This is a genomic window from Pantoea sp. RG18 (assembly GCF_025910075.1).
GTDB classification, from domain to species: Bacteria; Pseudomonadota; Gammaproteobacteria; order Enterobacterales; family Enterobacteriaceae; genus Pantoea; species Pantoea agglomerans.
This window is the reverse complement of record NZ_JAPCIL010000002.1, coordinates 365,110-391,856: the sequence shown is the minus strand read 5'-3', so window position 1 is coordinate 391,856 and position 26,747 is coordinate 365,110. Positions and strand designations below refer to the sequence as shown.

Genomic DNA, 26,747 nt, shown 5'->3' with positions numbered 1-26,747 from the left:
ATCGGCGTACAGAATAAACAGGTGCAGGGTCAGAAAAAGGACGAAAAAATCTCAACCGGTGCCGAAACACCGGTTTTTTTAGCCCGTTAAATCAGGTTTTTCTCGCCCAGGGCGCAAACCAGCCAAGGCCCGCAGTAGTGCTGCCGCGCGGGATATATTCGCAGCCCACCCAGCCGGAATAGCCGACCTCATCCAGCAGTGAGTAAAGATAGGGGTAGTTGATTTCACCCTCATCCGGTTCATGACGATCCGGTGCCGAAGCAATCTGCACGTGCCGATAGCGTCCGGCATAGTGGCGAATCAAATGGCTGAGGTTGCCATCCACCCGTTGCGCATGGAACAGGTCGAGCTGAGTGAAGACATTGGGTCGATCGATCTGTTCGACCATCTCCAGCGTCTGATACTGGCTGGCATAAAGATAGTTGGGTTTGGTTGTGGGATTCAGCGCCTCAATCAGCAGGATGATGCCGTGCGGCGCAAAGCGCTCAGCCGCATAACGCATATTGCTGATAAAGGTCTCAACGTAGCGCTGACGGTCAGCGTCGGGCGGCACCGTCGCCGCCATGATGTGCACCTGCGGGCAGTTCAGCGCCAGCGCATAGCTCAGGGCGCGATCGATATCCGCCTTTGCTTCTGCTTCACGTCCGGGGATGGCCGAAACGCCCCACTCACCCGCTGCGACGTTGCCGGGTGCGGTATTGAACAGCACCAAGTCCAGCTGGTTATCATCAAGCCACTGCTTGATCTGCGTGGCGGGATAGTCATAAGGAAACAGAAATTCGACGGCGGTGAAACCGGCTTCTGCCGCTGCAGCGAAGCGTTCAGCAAACGGCAATTCAGTAAATTGCGTCGAAAGGTTAGCAGCAAACTTCGGCATTATCGGCTCCTTAATTCCGCCACTTCGGCATCATTGAGATAACGGATCGGGCGGTCTCCCAGGGTAAAGATCAGCCGGGCGGTCTCCTCCAGCTCTTCAGTGTTGTCTGCCGCTTCCTGCAACGATTTCCCCACTACTACCGGGCCATGATTCGCCAGCAGGAAGGCACGGTAACGTGGAGCCAGCGCCGCGAGATCCTCAGCCAGTTGCCCATCACCCGGCTTGTAGTAAGGCACAACCGGCACATCACCGACACGCATCACCACATAGGGGGTAAACGGGCGGATGCAGTTGTCCGTGTCCAGCCCCTGTAAGCAGGAGAGCGCCGTCAGGTAGTGGCTATGCAGATGCACCACCGCCCTGCAGTCGGGATTATTCAGATAGAGCGCGCGGTGAAACGCAATTTCTTTGGAGGGTTTATCGCCTGAGATCCATTCGCCGTCAGGCGTGACTTTTGCCAGCCGGTCACCCTGTAATTCACCCAGGCATGAACCGGTGGGTGTCGCCAGCAGATTGCCATCCTCCAGCAACATTGAGAGGTTGCCCGCCGAGCCGGTGGCATAGCCGCGCTGAAAGAACGAAGCGCCAAGACGCACCATCTCGTCACGCGCCTGCTGTTCCGTTAAAGAGAAAGATTCAGACATCAGTAAACTCCCTTTGCGCGCGGCGGAAGAAATCTTCATCGCCAAAATTGCCCGACTTCAGTGCCAGAGAGAGCGGCTGATGAATGTCGCGCACCCAGGGCACGCCGGGCGAAATCGTCGGACCGATGTGAAAGGCCGTCACACCCAGGCTCTGCGCGACCACGCCGGAGGTTTCGCCACCCGCCACGATAAAGCGCTGCCATCCGCGCCGTTTCAGCTCGCGGGTCACCGCGGCAAACAGCTGCTCAACGGCTTCGCTGCTGCGCTGAGCACCATAACGCTGTTGAATCGCCTGCAAGTGTTGCGCGTCAGCGGTGGCAAACAGCAGGGGTGCCAGCGTCTGATCGCTGTTCGCTTCCACCCAGTCGCATAACTGCCGGGCATAAGCCCCGGCATCGTCCAGGCAGCGTTCAGTCTCAACTTCGCAGGCCGGTGCCAGCTGGCGGTACGCGGCGACCTGACGATTGGTCATCTGCGAACAGGAGCCGGAAAGCACCACGGCGCGATCGCCCTGCGGACGGCCTGCCTGCTCCGCTTTTGCATCACTCTGAGCCGTCGCCCACTGCCGTGCCAGACCGATGGCCAGCCCGGAACCGCCGGTGAACAGGCGCAGATCGCTCAGTGCTTCGCCCAGGGTCAACAGATGTTCCTGATGCAGGACGTCAGTTACGACGTAGTTGATCCCCTGCACCGCCAGCTGACCCAGCGCCTGCCGTACTGACTCAGCGCCCTGATCGACCTGTGCCGCAGCGATCAGCCCGGCTTTGCCCGTCGCCTGTGATGTCATCAGGCGCAGCAGGTTACTGTCGTGCATCGGTGTGACGGGATGATGCCGCATACCAGACTCTGACAGCAGCTGATCGCCGACAAACAGGTAGCCCTGATAAACGGTGCGGCCATTCACCGGCAGCGCCGGACAGATTACCGTCTGCGTTTCACCCAACGCCTGCAGCAGAGCGTCGGTTACCAGACCGATATTGCCCTGCGCGGTGCTGTCGAAGGTGGAACAATATTTGAAGTAGAAACGCTCACAGCCCTGCGTCTGCAGCCAGGCCAGCGCAGCCAGCGACTGAGCAACCGCCTGGTCTGCCGGACAGGAGCGGCTCTTCAGGCTGACCACAATCGCCTGCGCCTCTGTGGTTTCCTCGCTGTCAGGAATGCCGTTGAACTGAATAGTGGTCAGCCCGTTCTGCACCAGAAAACTGGCGATGTCAGTCGCCCCGGTAAAATCGTCCGCTATCACGCCAAGCCGCATCAGATTTTCTCCTCTGCCTGCGGCAGCGTGATGCCGCTGAAGATTTTAATCACTGCACTGTCATCTTCCCGGCCGTAACCGGCGTTGCTGGCTTCGGTGAACATATTGAGGGCGGTTGAGGCCAGCGGCAGCGGGAAGTGCAGGGATTTTGCGGTATCGGCCACCAGATTGAGATCTTTCACAAAGATATCGACCGCAGATTTCGGGCTGTAGTCGCCATCCACCACATGCCGCATGCGGTTTTCGAACATCCATGAATTGCCTGCGGCGTTGGTGACCACTTCATACATGGTTTCCAGCGGGATGCCGGCACGCGCCGCCAGCGCCATCGCTTCTGCCCCGACCGCGATGTGAACACCTGCCAGCAGCTGATGGATAATTTTGACGGTTGATCCGAGGCCGATCTCACTGCCCACGCGATACACTTTGGCTGCCACGGCATCCAGTACAGATTGCAGTTGCGTAAAGGCCGCTTCACTGCCGGACGCCATCACCGTCATCTCACCGCTGGCCGCTTTAGCGGCACCGCCGGAGACCGGTGCATCCAGCATCAGCAGCTGATATTGCGCCAGCTGTTGTTCAATCTGCTGCGCATCCCGGGCGGACAATGTGGATGAGACCATGACCACGGTGCCGGGACGCAGTTTTGCGGCCAGGCCCTCTTCACCAAACAGAATGGCGTTAACCTGCTGCGCATTTACCACCAGCAGCAAAACGGCATCAAGCTGGTCTGCAAAGGCGGATGCTGAAGCCTGCGCATCACGCGCGCCCGCCTGGCGTAAGTTCTCAAGCGCGGCGGGATTCAAATCGACACCCCAGGTATTGAGACCGGCACGCAGGCAGGATTTCGCGGCACCCATGCCCATGGAACCTAACCCGATAACGCAGATATTTTCAGCTGGCACGATACGCCTCCACTGTTAATTTAAGTGATTATTTGTTTGTTACTGTTAATCCTGCCAGTTTACTGCCGCCAAAAATGTGTTACCGCTCACAAAAAAATATTCCCGATGTGAACCAGAACAATTTTTAACATTACCAGATTGGCAGCACCGGCACTGCCACAGTGCAGTTAGCGCCGCCGTTGCCGGGATTGCCGCTGTTATTATTTGTTCTGGTTAACCCGCAGATACTTTATAATGTGAAAAAATGGTAATCATCAGGGAGCCGATATGATTCCGGTTGAACGTCATCAACAGATTCTTGCGCTGGTGGCCGATCGTGGCGTGGTGAGCATTGCAGAACTCACTGAACGGCTGGGTGTGTCACACATGACCATACGCCGTGATGTGCAGAAACTGGAGGAGCAAGGGGCCGTGCTGTCGGTCTCCGGCGGCGTGCGCTCAGCCGACCGGCTGGCGGCTGAGCCGTCACATCTGACGAAAAGCGCCCTCTACAACGAAGAGAAGCGCGCCATTGGCCGCACCGCCGCCCGACAGATCCCACGTAACAGCTGCATCTACCTGGATGCCGGCACGACAACGTTAGCGCTGGCAAGAGAAGTGGTGGATCGCGATGATTTGCTGGTGGTGACCAATGATTTTATGGTGGCGAATCTGCTGATGGAGGCCAGTCAGTGCCGGGTTATTCACACGGGCGGCACCGTATGCCGGGAGAACCGCTCCTGTGTCGGGGAGTCGGCGGCACGCAGCCTGCGTCATCTGGCCATTGATATTGCCTTTATTTCCGCCTCCTGCTGGGGGCCGCGTGGCTTGTTTACGCCGGATGAAGATAAAGTGATGGTGAAGCAGGCGGTGAGTGAGGTGAGCAGTAAGCGGGTATTGCTGAGTGACAGTTCGAAGTACAACAGGATTGCGACGTTTCTGGCTTTACCGCTGGAGAGCTTTGATCGGGTAGTGACAGACACGCATCTGAGTGAGTCGGCACGGGAGTTGTTAAGTGCGGGGAGCTGTGAACTGATACTTGCTGGTTAAGCTGTCGCCGCCTTCCCTGAGACCGGGAAGGCGGCAACGTGAGCGTGATTAAACTTCTTCGCTGAACTGCGGCACCGGATTACGGAAGCTGCGGGTTACGAACGCCAGGTAGATAATCCCGATGGCGGCCCAGATCAGGCCCAGCTCCATAGAACTCTCTTCCAGGTTCACCCACAGCGCTCCCACCGTCAGCGCGCCAAGCAGCGGCAGCAGCAGATACTGAACGTGATCTTTCAGCGTGCGGTTACGCTTCTCACGGACCCAGAACTGCGCAATCACCGACAGGTTAACGAAGGTAAACGCCACCAGCGCACCAAAGTTAATCAGCGCGGTTGCGGTCACCAGGTCGAAGTTAATCGCCATCAGCGCAATCGCACCCACCAGCAGCACGTTGAGCGACGGGGTCCGCCATTTCGGATGGATGTAACCGAAGAAACGCTCCGGGAACACACCATCACGGCCCATCACATACATCAGACGCGAGACGCCAGCGTGCGCCGCCATACCGGATGCCAGCACCGTGACCACCGAGAAGATCAGGATGCCGACCTGCAACGCTTTACCGGCCACGAACAGCATGATTTCAGGCTGCGATGAGTCCGGGTGCTGGAAGCGTGTGATGTCCGGGAAGTAGAGCTGCAGGAAGTAAGATGCCGCGATAAAGATCACCCCACCAATCAGCGCGGTCAGGAAAATAGCGCGCGGAATGGTGCGTTCTGCATCTTTGGTCTCTTCCGACAGCGAACTGATGCCATCAAAGCCGAGGAACGAGAAGCAGAGTATCGTCGCACCGGTAATCATCGGCACCACATGCGCATTCTCAGACCAGAATGGACGGCTGCTCACCAGCGTGCCGGAACCCACGCCGCTTGCCACACCGTAGATTACCATCGCGGTAATCCCGACCATGACAACCACCTGCAGCACCACAATCACACTGTTGAAGTTGGCGACGGTTTTGATGCCCTTGAGGTTAGAGAGCGTCATAAACCCGACCAGCAACACCACAAAAATCCACGACGGGATGCCCGGCACCAGCGATTCGAAATAGTTTTTAGCCAGCAGGATGTTGATCATCGGCATGAACAGGTAGTCCAGCAGTGATGACCAGCCGACCATAAAGCCGACGTGCGGACTGATCGCCTTCTGAGCGTAGGTATAAGCGGAGCCCGCAGAGGGGAAGCGGCGTACCAGCTTACCGTAACTCACGGCAGTGAACAGAATCGCAATCAGCGCGAAAGCATAAGCGGTGGCGACGTGACCTTCGGTCAGCCCGGAAACGATGCCAAAGGTATCGAACAGGGTCATAGGCTGCATGTAGGCTAAGCCCATCATGACGACCGGAAGTAACGTGAGTGTTTTTTTGAGTTGCGCACGCTGCGGTGCGGCGGAGGTATTAAGCGACATGCTTCAGTCCCCCATGTGCGACAACCTGGCTGGGCTGGGTCACAGGGCAACTGCGCATTAAGCGACAGGGAGTAAGGTTAGCGGTTAACGCGGCGCCGTAGTCATCACGAAAACGCGTACCAGCGTTGGCTGGCAGAGTGTAAAACATCCCCATCTTTGTCATCCTCAATCTCACGCTTATGCGTGTTTTCAGTGTTTATCTATCCGGGTGCGTGCCCGGCCTCGGTTAAGTCAGCAAAAAACGCTCTCATAAAACTGGATGCAAAAAAATAACCGGCGCGGTTAGCGTCGGTTATCATCTGATTTTGCAGGCCGCGTATTCTGCCCTAACCCATGGCAGGAATACAAGCCATCGGGGCATCTTATGCAAAAAAAAGCCCGTTAGCTGACAGGTAAAAAAACCTGTCAGGCATTTTTCAGCATCCAGTCGATCTCGGTAGACGTAATCAGCCGTTCAAACTGCATCAGTTCATGATGTTTACAGCTGTGCCAGACACTGGCAAAGCGCTCGCCCAGTAACTTCTGCAGCGGATAGCTGTTGTCAAACTCATACAGCGCATCGCTCTGGCGGATCGGCAGTGCCAGACCCTCGGCATGGTGACCGTTGCCGGTGACCGGATGCGGCAACGGCAACTGGGTATCCAGCCCATGCAGCATCCCGGCAAGGATCGCCGACACCACCAGGTAGGGATTAGCATCCGCACCCGCAACCCGGTACTCAATACGGTGATTGTCGATATCCCCGCACGGCACCCGCAGCGCAACGGTCCGGTTGTTATGGCCCCACGATGCCTGCAACGGCACATAGGCGTCCGGAACAAAACGGCGATAGGCATTCACATTGGGTGCCAGCAGCGCCATTGAGGCGGGCATCAGATCGATCATCCCGGCCAGCGCCCGTTTCATCAGCGGCGAATCACTGCCGTCATCGCAGGCGAAGGCGTTGTGATCGGCGGCATCCAGCATGCTGATATGCACATGCATGCCGCTGCCCGCGTACTCCTCATAGGGCTTCGCCATAAACGTGGCGGTCATACCGTGATTTTCTGCCACCTGACGAATCAGGCGTTTCAGCTGCACCGCATGGTCACAGGCCCGCAGCACGTCGCGGGTATGATGCAGGTTAATTTCAAACTGTCCGGGCGAGGCTTCCGCCAGCGCACCATCGGCCGGGATGTCCTGCTGACGGGCCAGATCGTCGATGTCACGCAGCACATCGGCGAAATGATCGAGGTTATCTACCGAGTAGACCTGGCTCTGCATATTGCGTTCATCACTGCCGGGCGAACACGGCGGCTGGATAAAGCCTTCCGCATCGCGCTTTTTGTCCACCAGATAGAACTCCAGCTCTACCGCTACCACCGGGAACAGACCTCGGTTACGCAGCTGTTGCCACAGCCGGTTAAGGACATTTCGGGGTTCAACGTCAAAGGGAGTGCCATCTTGGTTGCACATGGTTAACAGCAGTTGCGCAATGTGCTGAGGGTCAGACGCGGAGGGAACTAAAGTACCGGTGACGGGCAGGCAGAGATTATCGGGTTCGCCCAGTGACTGGCCGAGTCCCGCTTCTTCTACTGTGTTGCCGAGGATATCCATGGCAAACACCGAGGCGGGGAAATAACACCCTTTTTCCAGCTTAGGCAGCGCAGAGACCGGAATACGCTTGCCGCGGAACACACCATTTAAATCATTTAACAGGATGTCGACATACTGCGTGTCAGGATGGCGCTCCAGCCAGGTTTTCACCTCAAGCTGGAACGCGCTGGTTCGTTTCTCTTCACTGTGAAGCGTGAAGTCTTCCACTTCTACCAGGTTAGTCATGATCTCACCCGCCCCTATTAGGTTTGCGTAATGCTCAAAATAACAGCCACACCACTAACATAGCGCCAACATAAAAAGTGTGCAAATGTAACAAATCTGTTTGAAGAACAAACAGCAGATTGCTAGATTGAAAAAATATTGCACACTTAACCGCCAGACGTGCCCTTTCGGTAGATATTTCGAACAGCGATGCGAGGACGTGAGATGGGCATTATTTTTGACAAGCCGTTGATTGGCGTAGTGATGTGCCAGAAGGATCTGGGCGGCCATCCGAGCCAGACGGTTCACAATAAGTATACCGATGCAGTTGTCCTTGCGGGTGGCGTACCGCTGGCCCTGCCCCACAGTCTGATGAATGCGCCTCATCTATTAGAAAACGCTATGGCTGTTCTGGATGGCCTGCTGCTGACCGGCAGCCCCAGCAATATCGAACCCTGGCATTATGGCGAGGCGGGCGAAGAGCCGCATGCCGATCCGGGCCGTGACCATCTCGCCTTTCAGCTGATCACCTGGGCCACCAGCCACAAGATGCCGATGTTCGGGATCTGCCGTGGGCTGCAGGAGCTGGTGGTGGCGAATGGTGGCGCGCTTTGGCGAGAGCTCAGCGGGCAGCCGTCGTTTCAGCGTCACCATGAAGATGAGACGCTGCCGCTGGAGCAGCAGTATGCTCAGGCGCATCCCATCACTATCGAACCCGACGGCCTGCTGGCGACGCTGCTGGACAGCATCAGTCCGCTGGCGGTCAATTCACTGCATCATCAGGGGGTACGCGAACCGGGCCCGCAGTTGCGCGTTGAAGCGCGCGCGCCGGATGGCCTGATTGAGGCGGTGAGTCTGCGCCATCATCCCTTCGCCCTGGCGGTGCAGTGGCATCCCGAGTGGCAGCCGGAACACACAGCGGGATCGCAGGCGCTCTTCAGCGGCTTTATTCAGGCCGCCATTCGTTATCACAAGGAAAAAGAAAATGAGTGATGCCACGCTGGCGCCGGGACGACGGCTGGCGCAGATCCGGCAGACACTGGGGCTGTCGCAACGCCGTGTCGCCGAACTGGCCGGACTGACCCATAGCGCCATCAGCACCATTGAACAGGATAAGGTCAGCCCGGCGGTCAGCACCCTGCAGAAGCTGCTTAAAGTCTATGGGCTCTCGCTGTCAGAGTTCTTCTCGGAACCCAAACCGGACGCGGAACCTAAGGTCATTGTCCGCGCCAGCGACCTGCTGGAGATTGGCAGTCAGGGGGTTTCGCTGAAGCTTATCGACAATGGCCGTGCACAGCGCACGCTGGGCATGCTGCTGGAAACTTATCAACCCGGTGCCAGCACCGGCGAGAAGCTGCGTCATCCGGGCGAAGAGACCGGCACGCTGCTGGAAGGAGAGATTACGCTGGTCATCAACGGAGAGCACTATCATCTCTCCGCCGGAGAGAGCTACGTCATTGATACGGGCTTACCACACAGTTTCACCAACCGTGCTGAAATCCCCTGCCGCATTGTCAGTGCCCATACGCCAGCCAACTTTTAGGCGCATTCCGGAGATTGTTATGAATTACGTGGAGAGTTATTACGCAGCGACCGCCAATCCGCATGTGCCCTGGCCGACATTAAAGGAGAGCATTCAGTGTGATGTCTGCATTATTGGCGGCGGTTTCACCGGTCTTTCGGCGGCGCTGCATCTGACCGAGGTGGGCTATGACGTTGTCGTGCTGGAAGCGGCGCGGGTCGGCTTTGGTGCCAGCGGGCGTAACGGCGGTCAGGTGGTGAACTCCTACAGCCGCGACGTGGATGTGATTGAACAGCGCTACGGTAAAGAGAGCGCCCGTATGCTGGGCAGCATGATGTTTGAAGGCGCTGAAATCATCCGCGATCGCATTAAGCGGTACGCGATCGACTGCGATTACCGGCCTGGCGGCGTTTTTGCGGCCCTGAATGCACGTCAGATGGCGCATCTGCGAAAACAGAAAGCGTTATGGCAGCAGTATGGGAATCATGATCTGGAACTACTGGATGAGCGAGCCATCCGCCGTGAAGTCGCCACCGAACGCTACGTTGGCGGGCTGCTGGATCGGCGCGGCGGCCATCTGCATCCGCTGAACCTGGCGCTGGGGGAAGCGGAGGCGATCCGTCGACATGGCGGACGCATCTATGAACAGTCCGCGGCGACCAGTGTGGTTTATGGCACACCAAACCGGGTAAAAACCGCCCAGGGCGAGGTCAGCGCGACCTTTGTGATCTTCGCCGGGAATGCCTATCTGGCCCCGCAGCTGGAACCGCGACTGAGCAGGAAAAGCATGCCGTGCGGATCGCAGATTGTGGCAACCGAACCGCTGTCAACCGACCAGGCGTTGTCGCTGATGCCGAACAACTACTGTGTGGAAGATTGTAACTATCTGCTGGATTACTTCCGTCTCACTGCGGACAACCGGCTGCTCTATGGCGGCGGCGTGGTTTATGGCGCACGTGAACCGGCCGATATTGAAGCGTTGATCCGGCCCAAGCTGCGCCGCACTTTCCCGCAGTTGCAGAACGTGAAGCTGGACTTCAGCTGGAGCGGCAATTTCCTGCTGACGCTGTCGCGCATGCCGCAGTTTGGCCGGCTGGAGAAGAATGTCTATTTTATGCAGGGTGACAGCGGTCATGGCGTAACCAGTACGCATCTTTCCGGCAAGCTGATCAGCGAAGTGTTACGCGGCGACGCCGAGCGTTTTGATGCCTTCGCCCGCCTGCCTCACCTGCCGTTTCCCGGTGGGCGACGGTTTAAGGTGCCGCTGACGGCGATGGGCGCGGTGTGGTATGCGTTGAGGGATCGGTTAGGGGTGTGAGGCTGAGGGCCAGACCTGGCTGTCTGGCCTGATGAAAACAGGTCTTTCAGCGGGGCACATTCTGACCTGTTGTTTAAACTGCTTTAGTATGTTGTAACTATGAAAGAGCAGAACCCTCACATATCAGAGCGGGAGCAATCAGCCCCCGCAACAGCGCCAGCCGCGTATCACTCCAGCGGCATTTTAATCGGATCGTCATAGCGGTACTCAAAACCGAGCTCGCTACAGATGCGGGAACCATCAATCAGCTTGCCGCTATTCTTTTCCGCCTCGGGTGCGAACTGCGGCGGCTGCAGCCCAAGCTGGTGCGTGACCGCAGGATAGAAGGTGTCACGCGAGGGATGTTTCGAGGCACACAGATTGTAGACCCGGCCCCCTTTGGGCGACTGCAGTAGCAGCGTGATCGCCTCAACCACATCATCCAGATGCACCAGATTCACGCCCTGCGAGCCATTGGCCACATCCTGCTTGCCGGCGAGGAAGCGTCCCGGATGGCGCTTTGGTCCTACCAGACCGGCCAGCCGCACAATATCCACGCTGGTGCCCGGCAGATCGTGCAGCCAGTTCTCCAGTTTAACCAGCGTCTTTCCGGCCACCGTTTCTGCGTCCAGCGGGCTGTTTTCCCGCTTAGCGCCGGCGCTGCTGCCATAGACTGAGGTGGAACTAGTAAAGATAATACGCGGTACCTTATAAACCAGCGCCGTATCGACCACATTCTGCACCGCCTGCAGATAGGCTTCGCCCCCTTCCGCAGTGCGGCTGGCGGGCAGTGTAACGATCAGCGCATCGACGTTGAATAGCGGCTCAATATCGGCGGCATCACAGAGCAGTTCTGGCGTCAGTTCCAGCTGGAACGCCTCAATGCCGCAGCGGCGTGCCGCGTCTATACCGTCTGGCGTGGTTTTGCTGCCGGTGACCTGCCAGCCTCGCGCCGTTAACGCCGTGGCCAGCGGCATGCCTAACCAGCCCAGTCCCACAATCGCGACCTTCTTCATTTTGACTCCTGACGTGAAACATCAACCCTGACTTCACCGTAGTTTGCCCCCGGATTGCAAACCAGAACAACCTGTTTCAGCGCTTTCCGAACCGCCCGTTTAAAAAAGTGTTGCCAAGCGCAGCCATCTTCGCTAGGTTAAACCCCACAAATGAATACTCATTCATCGACGAGATTATTATGACACGCGTTCAGTTCAACCATCATCATCACCATCATCCTGACTAGTCTTTCAGGCGATTGGTGCTGGAAGACTTTCAAGATCTTCCAGTGGTGTGAACGCAAGAGAACCCCCGGAAGATCGTCTTCCGGGGGTTTTTTTATGGGCTGACGTAACCACACATTCAGGACCGAATTAAGAGGACAGGAACCATGTTAGATAACACCCGTTTACGCATAGCTATGCAGAAATCTGGCCGTTTAAGTGATGATTCACGCGAACTGCTGGCGCGCTGCGGCGTTAAAATCAACCTTCAGCAACAGCGCCTGATTGCGTTTGCGGAGAACATGCCGATCGACATCCTGCGCGTGCGCGATGACGATATTCCTGGCCTGGTGATGGATGGTGTGGTCGATTTAGGCATCATCGGCGAGAACGTGCTGGAAGAAGAGCTGCTGTCGCGCCGTGCCCAGGGTGAAGATCCGCGCTACTTTACGCTGCGCCGCCTCGACTTCGGCGGTTGCCGTCTGTCACTGGCGATGGCGACAGATGCCGAGTACACCGGCCCGGAATGCCTGGATAAATCCCGTATCGCCACCTCCTATCCGCACCTGTTAAAACAATACCTCGACAAAAAAGGCGTCAGCTTTAAGACCTGTTTACTGAACGGTTCCGTAGAAGTGGCGACCCGTGCCGGTCTGGCTGATGCCATCTGCGACCTGGTCTCTACCGGTGCTACGCTGGAAGCCAATGGCCTGCGCGAAGTTGAAGTAATCTATCGTTCAAAAGCGGTGCTGATCCAGCGTGACGGCGAAATGCCTGTTGCGAAGCAGGAGCTCATCGACAAAATGATGACCCGTATTCAGGGCGTGATTAAAGCGCGTGAATCGAAGTACATCATGCTGCACGCGCCGAGTGAGCGTCTGGAAGAAGTGATCAGCCTGCTGCCTGGCGCAGAGCGCCCGACCGTGCTGCCGCTGGCAGGCGATGTCAGCCGCGTGGCGATGCACATGGTCAGCAGCGAAACCCTGTTCTGGGAAACCATGGAAAAACTGAAAGCGTTGGGTGCCAGTTCGATTCTGGTGCTGCCTATTGAGAAGATGATGGAGTAAGCCATGGCCTTTTCTACCCCGATTGAGTGGCAGCAGTGTACCCCCGAACAGCAGCAGGCGCTGCTGTTACGTCCTGCTATCGCCGCCTCTGAAAACGTGACGCTGACGGTGCGCGATGTTCTGGAGCAGGTAAAGCTGAACGGTGATGACGCCCTGCGCCAGTTCAGCGCCCGCTTCGACAAAGCGCAGGTGGATAACCTGCGTGTTACCGCGCAGCAAATCGCAGAAGCCAGCTTACGTCTGAGTGACGAGCTGAAGCAGGCGATGGCCGTCGCGGTGGGCAATATCGAAACCTTCCACAACGCGCAGATCCTGCCGCCGGTGGATGTGGAAACCCAGCCAGGCGTACGCTGCCAGCAGATTACCCGTCCGGTAAAATCGGTCGGACTCTATATTCCTGGTGGTTCCGCCCCGCTCTTCTCCACCGTGCTGATGCTGGCGACCCCGGCCCGTATCGCTGGCTGTGGCCGCGTGGTGCTCTGTTCGCCGCCGCCGATTGCCGATGAGATCCTTTATGCCGCCCAGCTGTGCGGCGTAGAAGAGGTGTTCCAGGTGGGCGGCGCGCAGGCCATCGCCGCGATGGCCTTCGGCACCGAAACCGTGCCACGCGTGGATAAGATTTTTGGCCCGGGCAACGCCTGGGTGACAGAAGCGAAACGTCAGGTAAGTCAGCGACTCGATGGCGCGGCGATTGATATGCCGGCGGGTCCTTCTGAAGTGCTGGTGATTGCGGATGAAGGTGCCACGCCCGCGTTTGTCGCGTCTGATTTGCTCTCACAGGCTGAACATGGCCCTGACTCGCAGGTGATTCTGCTGACGCCTTCATTAAAGCTGGCCGAGGCGGTCGCGGTCGCGGTTGAGCAGCAGCTGGCGCAGTTGCCGCGGGCTGCCACAGCGCGTCAGGCGCTGGAAAGCAGCCGCCTGATCGTGGCGCGTGACCTTGAGCAGTGTGTCGCGATCTCTAATCTCTACGGCCCGGAGCACCTGATTCTGCAAACGCGCCAGCCGCGCGATCTGGTGGAGTCGATCACCAGCGCCGGTTCGGTATTTTTAGGCGACTGGTCGCCGGAGTCCGCGGGCGATTACGCCTCTGGCACCAATCACGTGTTACCGACCTACGGTTACACCTCGACCTGTTCCAGCCTGGGCCTGGCCGATTTCCAGAAACGCATGACGGTGCAGGAGCTGACGCCGCAGGGCTTCCTGAACCTGGCCGCCACCATTGAAACCCTGGCCGCCGCCGAGCAGCTGGATGCCCATAAGAATGCCGTCACCCTGCGCGTTGCCGCACTGAAGGAGCAAGCATGAGTCAGGATATTGAGCAGCTGGCGCGCGCCAATGTGCGCGCCCTGACGCCCTATATGTCGGCGCGTCGTCTGGGTGGCAACGGAGATGTCTGGCTCAATGCCAACGAGTTTCCGCTGCCGGTGCCGTTTGAGCTGTCGCAGCAGACGCTGAACCGCTATCCGGAGTGTCAGCCCAAACGGGTGATTGAGCGCTACGCGGCTTATGCAGGCTTAACGCCGGAGCAGGTGCTGGTGAGCCGTGGCGCGGATGAAGCCATCGAACTGATCATGCGCGCCTTCTGTGAGCCGGGTCAGGATGCGATTCTGTTCTGTCCACCGACCTATGGCATGTACAGCGTCAGCGCCGAAACCATCGGCATTGAATACCGTACCGTTCCGGCCCTGACCGACTGGCAGCTGAACCTGCCTGCTATTGCAGAGCAGCTGGATGGCGTCAAAGTGGTTTACCTCTGCAGCCCGAACAACCCGACCGGCAACCTGATCAATCAGGACGACATCCGTCAGCTGCTGGCAATGACCGCCGGTAAAGCGCTGGTCGTCGCAGATGAAGCCTACATTGAGTTCTGCCCGCAGGCGACCCTGACCGGCTGGCTGAAGGATTATCCGCATCTGGTGATCCTGCGTACGCTTTCTAAAGCCTTTGCGCTGGCTGGCCTGCGTTGCGGCTTTGCGCTGGCGAATAAGCCGGTCATCGACCTGCTGATGAAGGTCATCGCGCCCTACCCGCTGGCCACACCGGTTGCCGATGTCGCCGGTCAGGCACTGAGCGACCAGGGAATTGCGCTGATGCGTGAACATGTGGCACAGCTGAATGAGAACCGTAGCTGGCTGCAGGCTGAACTGGCTCAGCTGGCCTGCGTTGAGCAGGTTTTCTCCAGTGAAACCAACTATGTGCTGGCGCGCTTTACCGATTCACCAAAGGTCTTCAAAACCTTATGGGATCAGGGCATTATCCTGCGTGATCAGAACAAAAATCCGGGCCTGTCGGGATGCCTGCGCATCTCCATCGGCACGCGTGAAGAGTGCGAACGAGTGATCGCCGCGCTGCAAGCCTTTTCTGTGGAGCAAGCATGAGCCAGAAGACCCTTTTTATTGACCGCGACGGTACGTTAATCTCTGAGCCGCCTGAAGATTATCAGGTGGACCGCATGGATAAGCTGGCGTTTGAGCCAGACGTTATCCCGGCGCTGCTGGCACTGCAGGCCGCCGGTTATCGCCTGGTCATGATCACTAACCAGGATGGTCTTGGCACCCCGGGTTTTCCGCAGGCCGATTTCGATGGCCCGCACAATCTGATGATGCAGATCCTGACCTCTCAGGGCATTGCGTTTGACGATGTGCTGATCTGCCCGCACATGCCGGACGATCACTGCGACTGTCGCAAGCCAAAAACCCGAATGGTGGAAGCCTGGCTGGCCGAAGGCGCGCTGGATACCGCCAACAGCTACGTGATTGGCGATCGCCTGACCGATGTCCAGCTGGCGGAGAACATGGGCATCCAGCCTATCCGCTACGGTGCTGACGGCCAGAACTGGCAGACTATCCAGCAGCGTCTGACCCAGCGTGACCGCCATGCGCTGGTGCAGCGCAACACCAAAGAGACACAGGTGCGGGTAGAACTGTGGCTGGATCGCGAAGGCGGCAGCAAGATTAATACCGGCGTGGGTTTCTTCGACCACATGCTGGACCAGATTGCCGTACACGGCGGGTTCCGCATGAACATCGAAGTGAAAGGCGATCTCTATATTGACGATCACCACACTGTGGAAGATACCGGTCTGGCACTGGGCGAAGCGCTGCTGAAGGCGCTGGGCGACAAGCGAGGCATTGGCCGTTTCGGCTTTGTGCTGCCGATGGATGAATGTCTGGCGCGCTGCGCGCTGGATATCTCCGGCCGTCCGCACATCGAGTTCAAAGCGGAGTTCAACTATCAGCGCGTGGGCGACCTCAGCACCGAGATGGTCGAGCATTTCTTCAGCTCACTCTCCTACGCCATGATGAGCACCCTGCATCTTAAAACCAAAGGCAAGAATGACCATCACCGCGTCGAGAGCCTGTTTAAAGCCTTTGGCCGTACGCTGCGTCAGGCGATCCGCGTTGAGGGCAATACGCTGCCAAGCTCGAAGGGAGTGCTGTGATGAACGTGGTGATCATGGATACCGGTTGCGCCAACCTGTCGTCGGTGAAATGGGCGATTGAACGTCTGGGCTACACCCCGGAAGTAAGCCGCGATCCCGATGTGGTGCTGCGTGCCGATAAACTGTTTCTGCCCGGCGTCGGCACCGCACAGGCGGCAATGAATCAGCTGGAAGAGCGTGACCTGATCGATCTGGTGAAAGCCTGTACCCAGCCGGTGCTGGGGATCTGCCTGGGTATGCAGCTGCTGGGACGCGGCAGCGATGAAAACGGCGGCGTGCCGACGCTGGGAATTATCGATGAGCCGGTGTCGTTAATGGACACGCACGGCCTGCCGCTGCCACACATGGGCTGGAATCAGATTACCGCGCAGGCGGGCAATCATCTGTTCCGTGGCATCGACGAAGGCTGCTATTTCTACTTCGTCCACAGCTATGCCATGCCGGTCAACGCCAGCACTATCGCCCAGTGTCACTACGGTGAAGCTTTCACCGCCGCGGTGCAGAAAGATAACTTCTTTGGTGTCCAGTTCCACCCGGAACGCTCGGGCAAAGCGGGCGCGCAGCTGCTGAAAAACTTCCTGGAGATGTAATGATTATCCCCGCGTTAGATTTAATTGACGGCAAAGTGGTTCGTCTGCATCAGGGCGATTATGGACAGCAGCGCGATTACGGCAGCGATCCGCTGCCGCGTCTGCAGGATTACGTTCGCCAGGGCGCGACCGTGCTGCATCTGGTGGATTTAACCGGCGCGAAAGATCCGGCGAAACGCCAGATCGCGCTGCTGAAAACCCTGCTGGATGGCGTTGATGTGACGGTGCAGGTCGGTGGCGGCATTCGCAGCCGTGACGATGTGCATGCGCTGCTTGAAGCCGGCGCGAGTCGTGTGGTGGTTGGTTCCACCGCCGTGAAACAGCCTGAAGAGGTAAAACGGTGGTTTGCGGAGTTTGGCGCAGAGGCGATTGTGCTCGCGTTAGATGTGCGCATTGATGCCAGTAACCGCAAAGAAGTGGCAATCAGTGGCTGGCAGGAAGCGGCGGGCGTCACGCTGGAAGAGGTGATTACTGACTTTCAGCAGGTGGGCCTGAAGCACGTGCTGTGCACCGACATTTCCCGCGACGGCACCCTGAGCGGCTCCAATGTTGCGCTCTATCAGGAAGTGACGGCGCGCTTCCCGACGATTGCTTTTCAGTCTTCGGGTGGCATTGGCGACCTCAATGATATCGCCGCCCTGCGCGGCAGCGGCGTTCAGGGCGTGATTGTCGGACGTGCGCTGCTGGAAGATAAATTCACTGTTTCGGAGGCGATCGCATGCTGGCAAAACGGATAATTCCCTGCCTGGACGTACGTGACGGCCAGGTGGTCAAAGGCGTACAGTTTCGCAATCACGAGATCATCGGCGACATCGTGCCGCTGGCGCAGCGCTATGCTGCCGAAGGTGCCGACGAGCTGGTGTTCTATGATATCACCGCCTCATCCGATGGCCGGGTCGTCGACAAAAGCTGGGTATCGCGGGTTGCGGAAGTGATCGATATCCCGTTCTGCGTCGCGGGCGGCATTAAAACCCCGGAAGACGCAGCGCGCATTCTGGAGTTTGGCGCAGATAAGATTTCGATTAACTCGCCGGCGCTGGCCGACCCCACGCTGATCACCCGCCTCGCGGACCGTTTTGGCGTGCAGTGTATTGTGGTCGGGATCGATACCTGGTTTGATGAAGCCAGCGGTAAATATCAGGTGAATCAGTATACCGGCGACGAAGCGCGCACCCGCGTGACGCAGTGGGAAACGCTGGAGTGGGTGCAGGAAGTGCAGAAGCTGGGCGCAGGCGAGATCGTGCTGAACATGATGAATCAGGATGGCGTGCGTAACGGCTATGACCTGGTGCAGCTGAAGAAAATGCGTGAAGTCTGCAACGTCCCCCTGATCGCCTCTGGCGGTGCAGGCACCATGCAGCACTTCCTGGATGCGTTTACTGAAGCTAACGTGGATGGTGCTTTAGCCGCCTCGGTATTCCATAAGCAGATTATTAATATTGGTGAGCTGAAGAGCTTTCTGATCGACAACGGAGTGGAGATTCGCGCGTGCTAACTGAACAACAACTGGCCCTTCTCGACTGGGATAAAACACAGGGCATGATGCCGGTCATTGTCCAGCACTTCGTCTCAGGCGAAGTGCTGATGCATGGCTACATGAACCCGGCCGCGCTGGAGAAAACGCTGGCAGAAAGCAAGGTCACCTTTTTCTCCCGCACCAAAAATCGCTTGTGGACCAAAGGCGAAACCTCCGGCAACTTTTTGCAGGTCGTGAGCATCACGCCTGACTGCGACAATGACACTCTGTTAGTGCTGGCGGATCCTATTGGCCCGACCTGCCATCTGGGCACCACCAGCTGCTTCTCACCGGCGGTCCCTGAATGGACGTTCCTCTATCAGCTTGAGCAGTTGCTGGCCTCGCGTAAAACCGCCGATCCTGAAAGCTCCTACACCGCACGACTCTACGCCAGCGGCACCAAACGCATCGCGCAGAAAGTGGGTGAAGAAGGCGTTGAAACCGCACTGGCCGCCACGGTCAACGATCGGGATGAACTCACCAACGAAGCTTCTGACCTGGTCTATCACCTGATGGTGCTGTTGCAGGATCAGGATCTCGACTTCCGCGCCGTGATCAACAACCTGCGTGACCGCCATAAGTAACTGTGCAATATGCTGCTCAGAATTTTGTTTTTATGCGGATTCTGAGCAGTCTTCTGCTCATTCCTCACGTCCATCCGGCACAATGACGGCAACTCAAACCTCAGGGAGAGAACCGTGACCACCCATGAGAAATTAATCGCCCTGCTCGACCAGTACCGGGCACGCTATCGCCTGATGGAGCATGAGGCGACCGGTAAATGTGAAGCGGTCGCGGCGATACGCGGCACCGAAATCGGCCAGGGTGCTAAAGCGCTGGTCTGTCATGTGAAAGGCAACGGCGTTAAACAGCATGTACTGGCGGTTTTACCTGCCGATCATCAGGCCGATCTGGGCAAAGTCGCGGCAGCAGTCGGAGGAAGACGCGCCTCACTCGCCAGTCCGGCGGAAACCGATCTGCTGACCGGCTGCGTATTCGGGGCGATACCACCGTTCAGCTTTCATCCCGACCTCAGACTGGTTGTTGACCCCGCGCTGTTTGAACGTTATCCGGAGATCGCGTTTAACGCTGGTCTGCTGGAACGTTCAGTGATCCTGAATACCGAAGATTATCGCGCGTTATGCGCGGCTGACGTGGTGAAGATTACGCAGTAATTGCCATCCCGGCAGCCCGGCGATACTCTTCATAATCACTCATCACGACAGAATAAGAGCAAAATCATGAACATTTTCACTCAACGCCTGCGTCAGACGCTGGCTGTGGCGGTTATGGCTGGCTGCGCTTTTGGCGCGCAGGCGAAGATCGAACAGGTGCGTTTCGCGGTGGATCCGACCTATCCGCCATTCGAATCGAAAACGCCACAGGGCAAGCTGGTCGGCTTTGATATTGATCTGGGCAATGCGCTCTGTACTCAGATGCAGGCAAAATGTGTCTGGGTCGAAAGCCAGTTTGACGGCATGATCCCGGCCCTTAAAGCGCGTAAATTTGATGCCATTCTCTCCGACATGGGCATTACCGAAGAGCGCCTGAAGCAGATTGATTTCACCGCGCCGCTCTATGACACCCACACCCAGCTGATTGCCCGTAAAGGTGCTGGCATACTGCCCACCGTTGAATCCCTGAAAGGAAAAACGGTCGGCGTAGAACAGGGAACGGTTCAGGAGCGCTATGCGCTGGCGAAATGGCAGCCTCACGGTGTGACCGTGGTGCCTTATGGCGATCAGGCACAGGTTGAAAGCGATCTGGTTTCAGGCCGACTGGATGCGGTATTCACCGATGCGGCACAGGCTGCCATCGGCTTCCTGAAGCATCCGCAGGGCAAAGATTTTGAACTGGCCGGCCCGATTATTCAGGATCCGATCATCGGCCCCGGCACGGCGATTGGCCTGCGTAAAGGCGATACCGAGCTGAAAACCGCACTGGATAACGCCTTCGTCGAAATCAAAAAGAATGGCACCTTTGACCAGATTCAGAAGCGCTATTTTGCTACGGATATCTCTATCCAGCAGTAACCTCGCGGTCGCCCTTTTTCATCCTCAACGCGATCCGGCACTATACTCTAACTATTTCGGGACGGCGCGCTGTCGTCCTTTGCCGATTAAAGGACATTAACACGGTATGCATCAACAACATCATCCACTGTTAAGCGCCTCTTTAGGCACCCAGCGTGAAATCATCAGTTTCCATTTCGCGGAAGACAACGAGCGTCAGGTCTACATTCAGGCTGCGCTGCATGGCGACGAACTGCCCGGTATGGCAGTGGCGTGGTTTTTAAAGCAGCGACTACAGGCGCTGGAGTCCGCCGGTCAACTTAAAGCCGCCTTTACCCTGGTACCGGTTGCCAATCCCCTGGCGCTGGGACAGCACTGGCATGGCACCCATCTGGGCCGATTCCATACGCTCTCTGGCCAGGACTTCAACCGCCGTTTCCCGTCACTGGGCGCAACCCTGGCGGCCGGGCTGGCTGAGAGTCTGACCCAGAGTGAAACACAGAATAAGAGCCTGATCCGCGAGGCGATTGATCGTCACTATCGCGATACCGTGCCAAAAACCGAACTGGATGCGCAACGCCACACGCTGATGCGCATGGCCAGTCAGGCCGATCTGATGATTGATCTGCACTGTGACTGGGAAGCCGTGCCACACCTGTACACCACGCCGCACGCCTGGCCGGACATTGAGCCACTGGCGCGCTGGTTAGGCAGCGAGGTGCAGCTGCTGGCGCAGATCTCTGGCGGTGAACCGTTTGATGAAGCCTGTTGCGAACCCTGGCTGACGCTGGCGGAACGGTTTGGCAAAGATTATCCGATGCCACGGGGATTGCTGCCGGTGACGCTGGAGTTGCGTGGCGTGCGTGATGTGTCGCCTGAACAGGCGGAGAAAGACGCGGAGGCGATTATTTCAGCGCTACAGGAAGGGGGTTATATCGGTTACAGCGAGCCTGCGATTTCCGTGGAAGTGGCTGCGCCCGTGATCGGTGGCGACGAACTGGTCCCGGCGAGCGGTGGCGGTGATGATGTGGTGGCGATCAATGACGGGCCGATTGGTTTAAACGTGCCAGATATCGCTGAAGCACCTGGAGAAGCTGGCGTCATCAAAGAGCGTCACAGCGAAGGATCGGCGGCGGCCTCCCCTGCCCTGAAAAATCCACCTACGCCGTTAGCGGGCTGTGAATATATTCATTCGCCAGTATCCGGTCTGATCCTGCATCGTAAGCCGCTGGGCGCAAAGATTCGGCCGGGAGAAGTGGTGGCGGAGATTGTTGATCCGATAACCGACCAGATCACCCCGCTGGTGACGGAATATGGCGGTATTCTCTATGCAAGACACTGGGCTAAATTTGCAACGGCAGGCATGCTGGTGGTGAGGCTGGCAGGTGAGCGAGAGATTCGGAGCGGGGATTTACTGGTAGGATAAAAAAAGGGCTTCCCGAGGGAAGCCCTTTTTAGTGATTAATCTAACCACTCGGTGTGGAACACACCGTCTTTATCAATGCGCTTATAGGTATGCGCACCGAAGTAGTCACGCTGCGCCTGAATCAGGTTAGCAGGGAGCACTTCTGAACGGTAGCTGTCGTAGTAAGCGATCGCCGCAGAGAAGGTTGGCGTCGGGATACCGTTCTGAATCGCGTAGGAAACCACATCACGCAGCGCCTGCTGATACTGATCGGCGATATCTTTGAAGTACGGCGCCAGCAACAGGTTAGCGATGCCTGCATCTTCTGCGTAAGCATCAGTAATCTTCTGCAGGAACTGGGCACGGATGATGCAGCCGGCGCGGAAGATTTTCGCGATTTCACCGTAATGCAGATCCCAGTTGTTCTCTTCAGATGCGGCACGCAGCTGTGAGAAGCCCTGAGCATAAGAAACGATTTTACCCAGATACAGAGCGCGACGAACTTTCTCAATGAACTCCGCTTTGTCACCGGTGAAGGCCTTCGCCTGTGGACCGCTCAGTACTTTAGAGGCTGCCACACGCTGGGTTTTCAGCGAGGAGAGGTAACGAGCGAACACAGACTCAGTGATCAGTGACAGAGGTTCGCCGAGATCCAGTGAGCTCTGGCTGGTCCATTTACCGGTGCCTTTGTTCGCTGCTTCATCCAGAATCACATCAACCAGGTATTTACCTTCTTCGTCTTTCTTGGTGAAGATATCTTTGGTGATGTCGATCAGGTAGCTGCTCAGTTCGCCGTTGTTCCACTCAGTGAAGGTCTCAGCCAGCTCTTCGTTGTTAAGACCCAGCGCGCCTTTCAGCAGAGCGTAGGCTTCTGCGATCAGCTGCATATCGCCATACTCGATGCCGTTGTGAACCATCTTCACGTAGTGACCCGCGCCGTCCGGACCGATGTAAGCCACACAGGCTTCACCATCCTCTGCACGTGCAGCAATTTTATCCAGAATCGGTGCAACCAGTTCGTAGGCTTCTTTCTGACCGCCAGGCATGATAGATGGGCCTTTCAGTGCGCCCTCTTCACCACCGGAAACACCGGTACCGATGAAGTTGAAGCCCTGGTCAGAAAGCTCTTTGTTACGACGGATGGTGTCTTTATAGAAGGTGTTACCGCCATCGATCAGGATGTCGCCTTTATCCAGGTGTGGAGTCAGGGAGGCGATTGTCTTATCGGTCGCTTCACCCGCCTGAACCATCAGCAGGATGCGACGAGGTTTTTCCAGCGATTCGACAAACTCTTCAACGGTGTAAAAAGGAGCAAGTTTCTTGCCCTGGTTCTCGGCGATGACTTCATCAGTCTTTTCGCGTGAACGGTTAAAGATAGAAACAGTGTAACCGCGGCTCTCAATGTTAAGAGCCAAATTGCGGCCCATCACTGCCATACCTACAACGCCGATCTGTTGCTTGGACATTACATACTCCTGTCTGTGGTCTCGCATGGTGTTACCCGTAACACCACTTTGTAAGTGATCAGTATGTTAACTCAGGATAGCGGATTAAAGGTAATGAATGGTGCGGTCGCGCAGATGAAATTATCTGAAAATAAATCACACACTTAACAAGGATTTATAAAGCTTTGTATAGCTTTGAATCATTCTATCTGCTGTGAAAAGGGATTCAAAGCGTGCCAGCGCAGCCGCACCATAGGTCGCTGCCAGCTCGGGGTTCTGCCAGATTTCATCCATCGCCCGTCGTAATGCTGCGGGATCAGATGGAGGGACGACTAATCCTGTGACCCGATCAATATTGATAAAGGTTGTTCCCGTTCCGATCTCGCTGGAGATTAGTGGTTTTGAATAGAGAGCACCTTCCAGTAAAGAGATGCCGAAAGCTTCTGAACGTAAATGAGACGGGAAAACCAGACAGGTACATAACTGTAGCAAGGCAGATTTTTCGCTGTCTTCCAGCGCACCCAGGAAATGGATATTGTTCACGCCTAACTGCTGCGCCTGCGATTTCAGCTCAGCCTCAATAGGTCCTGCACCAACCACGACGATTGGATAACGGCTGTTCTTTGCCGCCTCGATTAAGATATGCAGGCCTTTGTAATAGCGAAACGTTCCAATAAAGAGAAAGAAGCCATCTGGAAATCTTGCCTGCCATTTTAGCAGAACGGCAGGATCGTTATTTTGATAAAACTGTTTATCAAGACCGTAAGGAATAACTTCAACTTTATCTTTGAACTGCTGCAGGACCGGGCTACTTTCAACATAGTTTGGCGACGCGGCAACGATGCGGTCTACACTGGAGAGAAAACGGTTCATCAACGGCGTATAGAGCCTTAACAGCACCTTCTGTTTAACAATATCAGAATGATAACTCACTACTGATGGCTTTTTGATGCCAGCAGCAAAATGCATAAAGTCCATAAAGGGATACGGGAAGTGGTAATGGATGATATCCGCCTTCTGAGCCAGTTCCCTGAACTCTTTTATCGCTGAATAAGAGAATGGCGTGGAAGCAAACTCACACTGCGTTTTTACCCGATGAATCTGATGATTATCCAGCGTGTTTTGTTTGGTTTCAAATTGCGGACTATGAGTAAAAACAACAGACTCAATACCTGATTTAAAACCACCTTCTGCGAGCTGATAAATAACCTGCTCGATGCCGCCAAAAGTATCAGGGTAGTAGGTTTTGTAACAGTGTAGAACTTTAATCATATATATCTTGCGACCTGCTCATAAGCTTCAATGGTTTTATCGGCACACAGTGACCATGAAAATTCGCGGGCACGCGCTAATCCCGTATCAATCATACGGCGCTTTTCATCAGCGTTTTCAATCATCATATGGATGTAATTTGTCAAAGCATGAACGTCCTGAGGTTCATGCATTAATGCTGCATCTCCAGCGACTTCCGGAAGTGATGTTGCATTTGAGCAGATCACGGGCGTTCCTGATGCCATCGCTTCAAGAACCGGCAAGCCGAAACCTTCATAGATTGAAGGGAAAACAAAGCTCGTTGCAGCACTGAATAAAAACGGCAGATCTTTACCGGGTACAAAACCTAAATATTTTAGCCACCCTTCTCTCTCGCCCTTGTCAAAGAGTTTAAAGAGTTGCTCATTTTCCCAACCCTTATAACCACTAATGACTAACGGGAAAGCAGATTTTTCCTGAGCGGGCAGGCGATCATACGCCTGAAGCAATGTCAGGATATTCTTTCTTGGTTCAATCGTGCCGGTATATAGAAAGAAACGTCGCCACTTAAGATTGTATTTTTCAAGAACATGTTGTGTTTCCGCTTCATCCCGGGGATGAAAATGTTCATTACAGGCCAGAGGAGCTACGGCAATTTTATTATCTTCAATACCAAAGAAATCAATTAACTCATTCTTCGTGTAATAAGAGTCAGTGATCAACATCGATGCACGCGAAACGGTATTCCTTAACTCTTTTTGCATCAGGTGAACACGACCAGCCGGATGAAACTGTGGCCAGTGAAATACCGAAAGGTCATGAAATGTTGCAACACAGTGTTTCACGCGAGGAGGTAAGTAGTAGTTTGGACTATGAAAAATGTGATTCTTAAAATTCCTCATCGCCATCATTTTCATTACCGGAAAAGTCAGGCGATATATTTCACTTACAGTTTTACTTTTTTGTAACTTACGTTTTAGTGTTTGAACCGATTGAGCAGACTCACTCGCCACTACCAGTGAGTCGCGAGTCTTAGTACCATGAAGAAACGTCAGCGCGACGTTATCTCTTTCCTGAAGCTGTTTAGCAAGCTCAAACGCATAACGGCCAATACCGGTTAAAGGATATTTAATACAGTCCGTAGAATAAACGACGTTTATTGCTTTGCTTCCAGCATCCATTTCAGGGTATCTCTAAGAGGGATTTTAGACGAAGTCTCACCGACTAAGCTACTGAGCAAAGTGATATCGCCACAAAGTTCTTTAATTTCATTAGGCCGCACAAAATCAGGATTAACTTCAATTTTAATATCATGGCTTGTCAGGGATTGGCAGAGATCAACGACTTCCCTTAATGAGTGCATTTTGCCTGAAGCGACATTGACTGTCTGACCAAAAGAGCGTGAATGCAGTAACGCGGAATAACTTTTAACGACGTCGCGCACATCCGAAAAATCACGCCATACATCTATATTGCCCAGCTCAATGACTTCTTTCTTCTCACGAAAATGCTTGACGATTTTCGGGATCAGGAAATTTCCAGCCTGACCGGCGCCGGTGTAATTGAATGGCCGGGTAATAATAATCGGCAATTTTTCATAAAACAGACTGGTCATATACTCCATGGCCAGCTTGCTTACCGCATAGTCATTTGCAGGTCTGGCAGGAACCGACTCTGCTAATTTTCCCGGTGTGTTATTACCGTAAACATTAGCACTGCTGGCGATCAAAACTGCATCCGGCATTTTTGCGGATTCGCTAAGAGCCTGTAACAGATTACGCGTACCGCAAAGGTTTACACTATAGAACGCATTCGGGTCAGCATGGCCAATAAAAGCAATGGCTGCAAGATGAACAACGACGTCAGGCTGAATACTGTCTACAGCGTTTTTTACCTGTGCTGCATTCGTAAGATCAACCTGAAAATAGCGTGAGGAATTCTGGGCGGGAGTTGAACCGAAACCATAAACTTCATATCCGGCAGCGGATAAATCCGCTGCCATATATTGGCCGGTAAAGCCCTTGATCCCAGTGATCAATGCTTTTTTGCCATTAGTCATA

The 26,747-nt window shown here is 55.7% G+C and carries 27 protein-coding genes and 1 other annotated feature; of the genes, 16 read left to right on the top strand and 11 right to left on the bottom strand.

Translation table 11 applies throughout. From position 1 onward, the window contains the following. Nucleotides 1-91: 91 nt before the first annotated feature. Genes OK409_RS02200 through ltnD form a run of 4 tightly spaced genes read right to left on the bottom strand, consistent with a single transcriptional unit; the run spans nucleotide 92 to nucleotide 3,681 of the window. Nucleotides 92-877 carry an HPr family phosphocarrier protein gene (locus OK409_RS02200; RefSeq protein ID WP_010248028.1) on the bottom strand — a complete coding sequence of 262 codons (786 nt, stop codon included), beginning with the start codon at nucleotides 875-877 and terminating at the stop codon, nucleotides 92-94. Beyond that, entirely contained in the window at nucleotides 877-1,521 is a 645-nt protein-coding gene (locus OK409_RS02195) for an aldolase (protein ID WP_264366689.1), read from the bottom strand. Before OK409_RS02195 ends, OK409_RS02200 begins: the two co-directional genes overlap by 1 nt. Continuing rightward, nucleotides 1,514-2,776, bottom strand: a complete 1,263-nt coding sequence (gene otnK / locus OK409_RS02190; protein ID WP_264366688.1) for a 3-oxo-tetronate kinase — start codon at nucleotides 2,774-2,776, stop codon at nucleotides 1,514-1,516. Before otnK ends, OK409_RS02195 begins: the two co-directional genes overlap by 8 nt. Continuing rightward, nucleotides 2,776-3,681, bottom strand: a complete 906-nt coding sequence (gene ltnD, locus OK409_RS02185) for an L-threonate dehydrogenase (RefSeq protein ID WP_062757995.1) — start codon at nucleotides 3,679-3,681, stop codon at nucleotides 2,776-2,778. Before ltnD ends, otnK begins: the two co-directional genes overlap by 1 nt. 267 nt (nucleotides 3,682-3,948) lie before the next feature. Between ltnD and ygbI the strand changes: the two genes are divergently transcribed. Further along, nucleotides 3,949-4,710 (top strand): DNA-binding transcriptional repressor YgbI, encoded by a 762-nt coding sequence (gene ygbI / locus OK409_RS02180; RefSeq protein ID WP_010670952.1) that lies wholly within the window; start codon nucleotides 3,949-3,951, stop codon nucleotides 4,708-4,710. A gap of 48 nt (nucleotides 4,711-4,758) precedes the next feature. On the opposite strand, the gene OK409_RS02175 is transcribed toward ygbI, so the two are convergent. After that, nucleotides 4,759-6,117, bottom strand: coding sequence for an APC family permease (locus OK409_RS02175; RefSeq protein ID WP_010248042.1), 1,359 nt, complete (start codon nucleotides 6,115-6,117; stop codon nucleotides 4,759-4,761). A gap of 405 nt (nucleotides 6,118-6,522) precedes the next feature. Then, nucleotides 6,523-7,938 carry a glutamine synthetase family protein gene (locus tag OK409_RS02170; protein ID WP_010248044.1) on the bottom strand — a complete coding sequence of 472 codons (1,416 nt, stop codon included), beginning with the start codon at nucleotides 7,936-7,938 and terminating at the stop codon, nucleotides 6,523-6,525. A gap of 204 nt (nucleotides 7,939-8,142) precedes the next feature. Here OK409_RS02170 and puuD point away from each other — a divergent pair, with 204 nt between their 5' ends. The 3 genes from puuD to OK409_RS02155 are packed head-to-tail and all read left to right on the top strand — an operon-like array spanning nucleotide 8,143 to nucleotide 10,757. Beyond that, nucleotides 8,143-8,910 carry a gamma-glutamyl-gamma-aminobutyrate hydrolase gene (puuD, locus tag OK409_RS02165; protein WP_264366687.1) on the top strand — a complete coding sequence of 256 codons (768 nt, stop codon included), beginning with the start codon at nucleotides 8,143-8,145 and terminating at the stop codon, nucleotides 8,908-8,910. After that, nucleotides 8,903-9,460: an HTH-type transcriptional regulator PuuR gene (gene puuR, locus OK409_RS02160; RefSeq protein WP_010670955.1), complete on the top strand. Its 558-nt coding sequence runs from the start codon at nucleotides 8,903-8,905 to the stop codon at nucleotides 9,458-9,460. Before puuD ends, puuR begins: the two co-directional genes overlap by 8 nt. Nucleotides 9,461-9,479: 19 nt before the next feature. Further along, a complete protein-coding gene (locus OK409_RS02155) occupies nucleotides 9,480-10,757 on the top strand; it encodes an NAD(P)/FAD-dependent oxidoreductase (RefSeq protein ID WP_264366686.1) in 1,278 nt (425 codons plus the stop codon). A gap of 167 nt (nucleotides 10,758-10,924) precedes the next feature. Here the strand turns inward: OK409_RS02155 and OK409_RS02150 are convergent, their stop codons facing one another. Then, complete coding sequence (locus OK409_RS02150; protein WP_062758004.1) at nucleotides 10,925-11,752, bottom strand: SDR family oxidoreductase; 828 nt, start codon at nucleotides 11,750-11,752, stop codon at nucleotides 10,925-10,927. Nucleotides 11,753-11,931: 179 nt separating this feature from the next. Here OK409_RS02150 and hisL point away from each other — a divergent pair, with 179 nt between their 5' ends. The 12 genes from hisL to OK409_RS02090 all read left to right on the top strand — a co-directional run bounded on the left by hisL (nucleotide 11,932) and on the right by OK409_RS02090 (nucleotide 22,012). Beyond that, nucleotides 11,932-11,979 carry a his operon leader peptide gene (gene hisL, locus OK409_RS02145; RefSeq protein ID WP_100396937.1) on the top strand — a complete coding sequence of 16 codons (48 nt, stop codon included), beginning with the start codon at nucleotides 11,932-11,934 and terminating at the stop codon, nucleotides 11,977-11,979. Beyond that, nucleotides 11,955-12,075, top strand: a sequence feature (His leader region). Its footprint overlaps the gene before it by 25 nt. Before the next feature lie 48 nt (nucleotides 12,076-12,123). Beyond that, nucleotides 12,124-13,023: an ATP phosphoribosyltransferase gene (hisG, locus tag OK409_RS02140; RefSeq protein ID WP_264366685.1), complete on the top strand. Its 900-nt coding sequence runs from the start codon at nucleotides 12,124-12,126 to the stop codon at nucleotides 13,021-13,023. 3 nt (nucleotides 13,024-13,026) lie between these two features. Then, nucleotides 13,027-14,331 (top strand): histidinol dehydrogenase, encoded by a 1,305-nt coding sequence (gene hisD, locus OK409_RS02135; protein WP_010670959.1) that lies wholly within the window; start codon nucleotides 13,027-13,029, stop codon nucleotides 14,329-14,331. Next, the gene (hisC, locus tag OK409_RS02130) at nucleotides 14,328-15,404 is read left to right on the top strand and encodes a histidinol-phosphate transaminase (protein ID WP_191923226.1); all 1,077 of its coding nucleotides are present in this window, start codon (nucleotides 14,328-14,330) and stop codon (nucleotides 15,402-15,404) included. Before hisD ends, hisC begins: the two co-directional genes overlap by 4 nt. Continuing rightward, nucleotides 15,401-16,468 carry a bifunctional histidinol-phosphatase/imidazoleglycerol-phosphate dehydratase HisB gene (gene hisB, locus OK409_RS02125; protein WP_010670960.1) on the top strand — a complete coding sequence of 356 codons (1,068 nt, stop codon included), beginning with the start codon at nucleotides 15,401-15,403 and terminating at the stop codon, nucleotides 16,466-16,468. The genes hisC and hisB overlap by 4 nt, the downstream gene beginning before the upstream one ends. After that, entirely contained in the window at nucleotides 16,468-17,058 is a 591-nt protein-coding gene (gene hisH / locus OK409_RS02120) for an imidazole glycerol phosphate synthase subunit HisH (RefSeq protein WP_008926061.1), read from the top strand. Before hisB ends, hisH begins: the two co-directional genes overlap by 1 nt. Continuing rightward, the gene (gene hisA, locus OK409_RS02115) at nucleotides 17,058-17,795 is read left to right on the top strand and encodes a 1-(5-phosphoribosyl)-5-[(5-phosphoribosylamino)methylideneamino]imidazole-4-carboxamide isomerase (RefSeq protein ID WP_031591331.1); all 738 of its coding nucleotides are present in this window, start codon (nucleotides 17,058-17,060) and stop codon (nucleotides 17,793-17,795) included. Before hisH ends, hisA begins: the two co-directional genes overlap by 1 nt. Continuing rightward, the gene (hisF, locus tag OK409_RS02110) at nucleotides 17,777-18,553 is read left to right on the top strand and encodes an imidazole glycerol phosphate synthase subunit HisF (protein ID WP_010670962.1); all 777 of its coding nucleotides are present in this window, start codon (nucleotides 17,777-17,779) and stop codon (nucleotides 18,551-18,553) included. The genes hisA and hisF overlap by 19 nt, the downstream gene beginning before the upstream one ends. Then, nucleotides 18,547-19,158, top strand: a complete 612-nt coding sequence (gene hisIE / locus OK409_RS02105; protein ID WP_033778806.1) for a bifunctional phosphoribosyl-AMP cyclohydrolase/phosphoribosyl-ATP diphosphatase HisIE — start codon at nucleotides 18,547-18,549, stop codon at nucleotides 19,156-19,158. The genes hisF and hisIE overlap by 7 nt, the downstream gene beginning before the upstream one ends. A 114-nt stretch (nucleotides 19,159-19,272) precedes the next feature. Next, nucleotides 19,273-19,749 (top strand): YbaK/prolyl-tRNA synthetase associated domain-containing protein, encoded by a 477-nt coding sequence (locus tag OK409_RS02100; protein WP_187511771.1) that lies wholly within the window; start codon nucleotides 19,273-19,275, stop codon nucleotides 19,747-19,749. A 66-nt stretch (nucleotides 19,750-19,815) separates the two neighbouring features. Continuing rightward, nucleotides 19,816-20,607 (top strand): ABC transporter substrate-binding protein, encoded by a 792-nt coding sequence (locus OK409_RS02095; protein ID WP_039391545.1) that lies wholly within the window; start codon nucleotides 19,816-19,818, stop codon nucleotides 20,605-20,607. Between the two features lie 106 nt (nucleotides 20,608-20,713). Beyond that, on the top strand, nucleotides 20,714-22,012 hold the full coding sequence (locus OK409_RS02090) for a succinylglutamate desuccinylase/aspartoacylase family protein (RefSeq protein ID WP_264366684.1): 1,299 nt from the start codon (nucleotides 20,714-20,716) through the stop codon (nucleotides 22,010-22,012). Nucleotides 22,013-22,047: 35 nt separating this feature from the next. Here the strand turns inward: OK409_RS02090 and gndA are convergent, their stop codons facing one another. The 4 genes from gndA to OK409_RS02070 all read right to left on the bottom strand — a co-directional run bounded on the left by gndA (nucleotide 22,048) and on the right by OK409_RS02070 (nucleotide 26,746). Further along, on the bottom strand, nucleotides 22,048-23,457 hold the full coding sequence (gndA, locus tag OK409_RS02085; protein ID WP_010248093.1) for an NADP-dependent phosphogluconate dehydrogenase: 1,410 nt from the start codon (nucleotides 23,455-23,457) through the stop codon (nucleotides 22,048-22,050). A gap of 135 nt (nucleotides 23,458-23,592) precedes the next feature. After that, a complete protein-coding gene (locus OK409_RS02080; RefSeq protein ID WP_319633916.1) occupies nucleotides 23,593-24,708 on the bottom strand; it encodes a glycosyltransferase family 4 protein in 1,116 nt (371 codons plus the stop codon). Then, on the bottom strand, nucleotides 24,705-25,868 hold the full coding sequence (locus tag OK409_RS02075) for a glycosyltransferase family 4 protein (protein ID WP_264366683.1): 1,164 nt from the start codon (nucleotides 25,866-25,868) through the stop codon (nucleotides 24,705-24,707). The genes OK409_RS02080 and OK409_RS02075 overlap by 4 nt, the downstream gene beginning before the upstream one ends. Continuing rightward, nucleotides 25,844-26,746, bottom strand: coding sequence for a GDP-mannose 4,6-dehydratase (locus OK409_RS02070; RefSeq protein WP_264366682.1), 903 nt, complete (start codon nucleotides 26,744-26,746; stop codon nucleotides 25,844-25,846). Before OK409_RS02070 ends, OK409_RS02075 begins: the two co-directional genes overlap by 25 nt. Nucleotide 26,747: the final 1 nt, after the last annotated feature.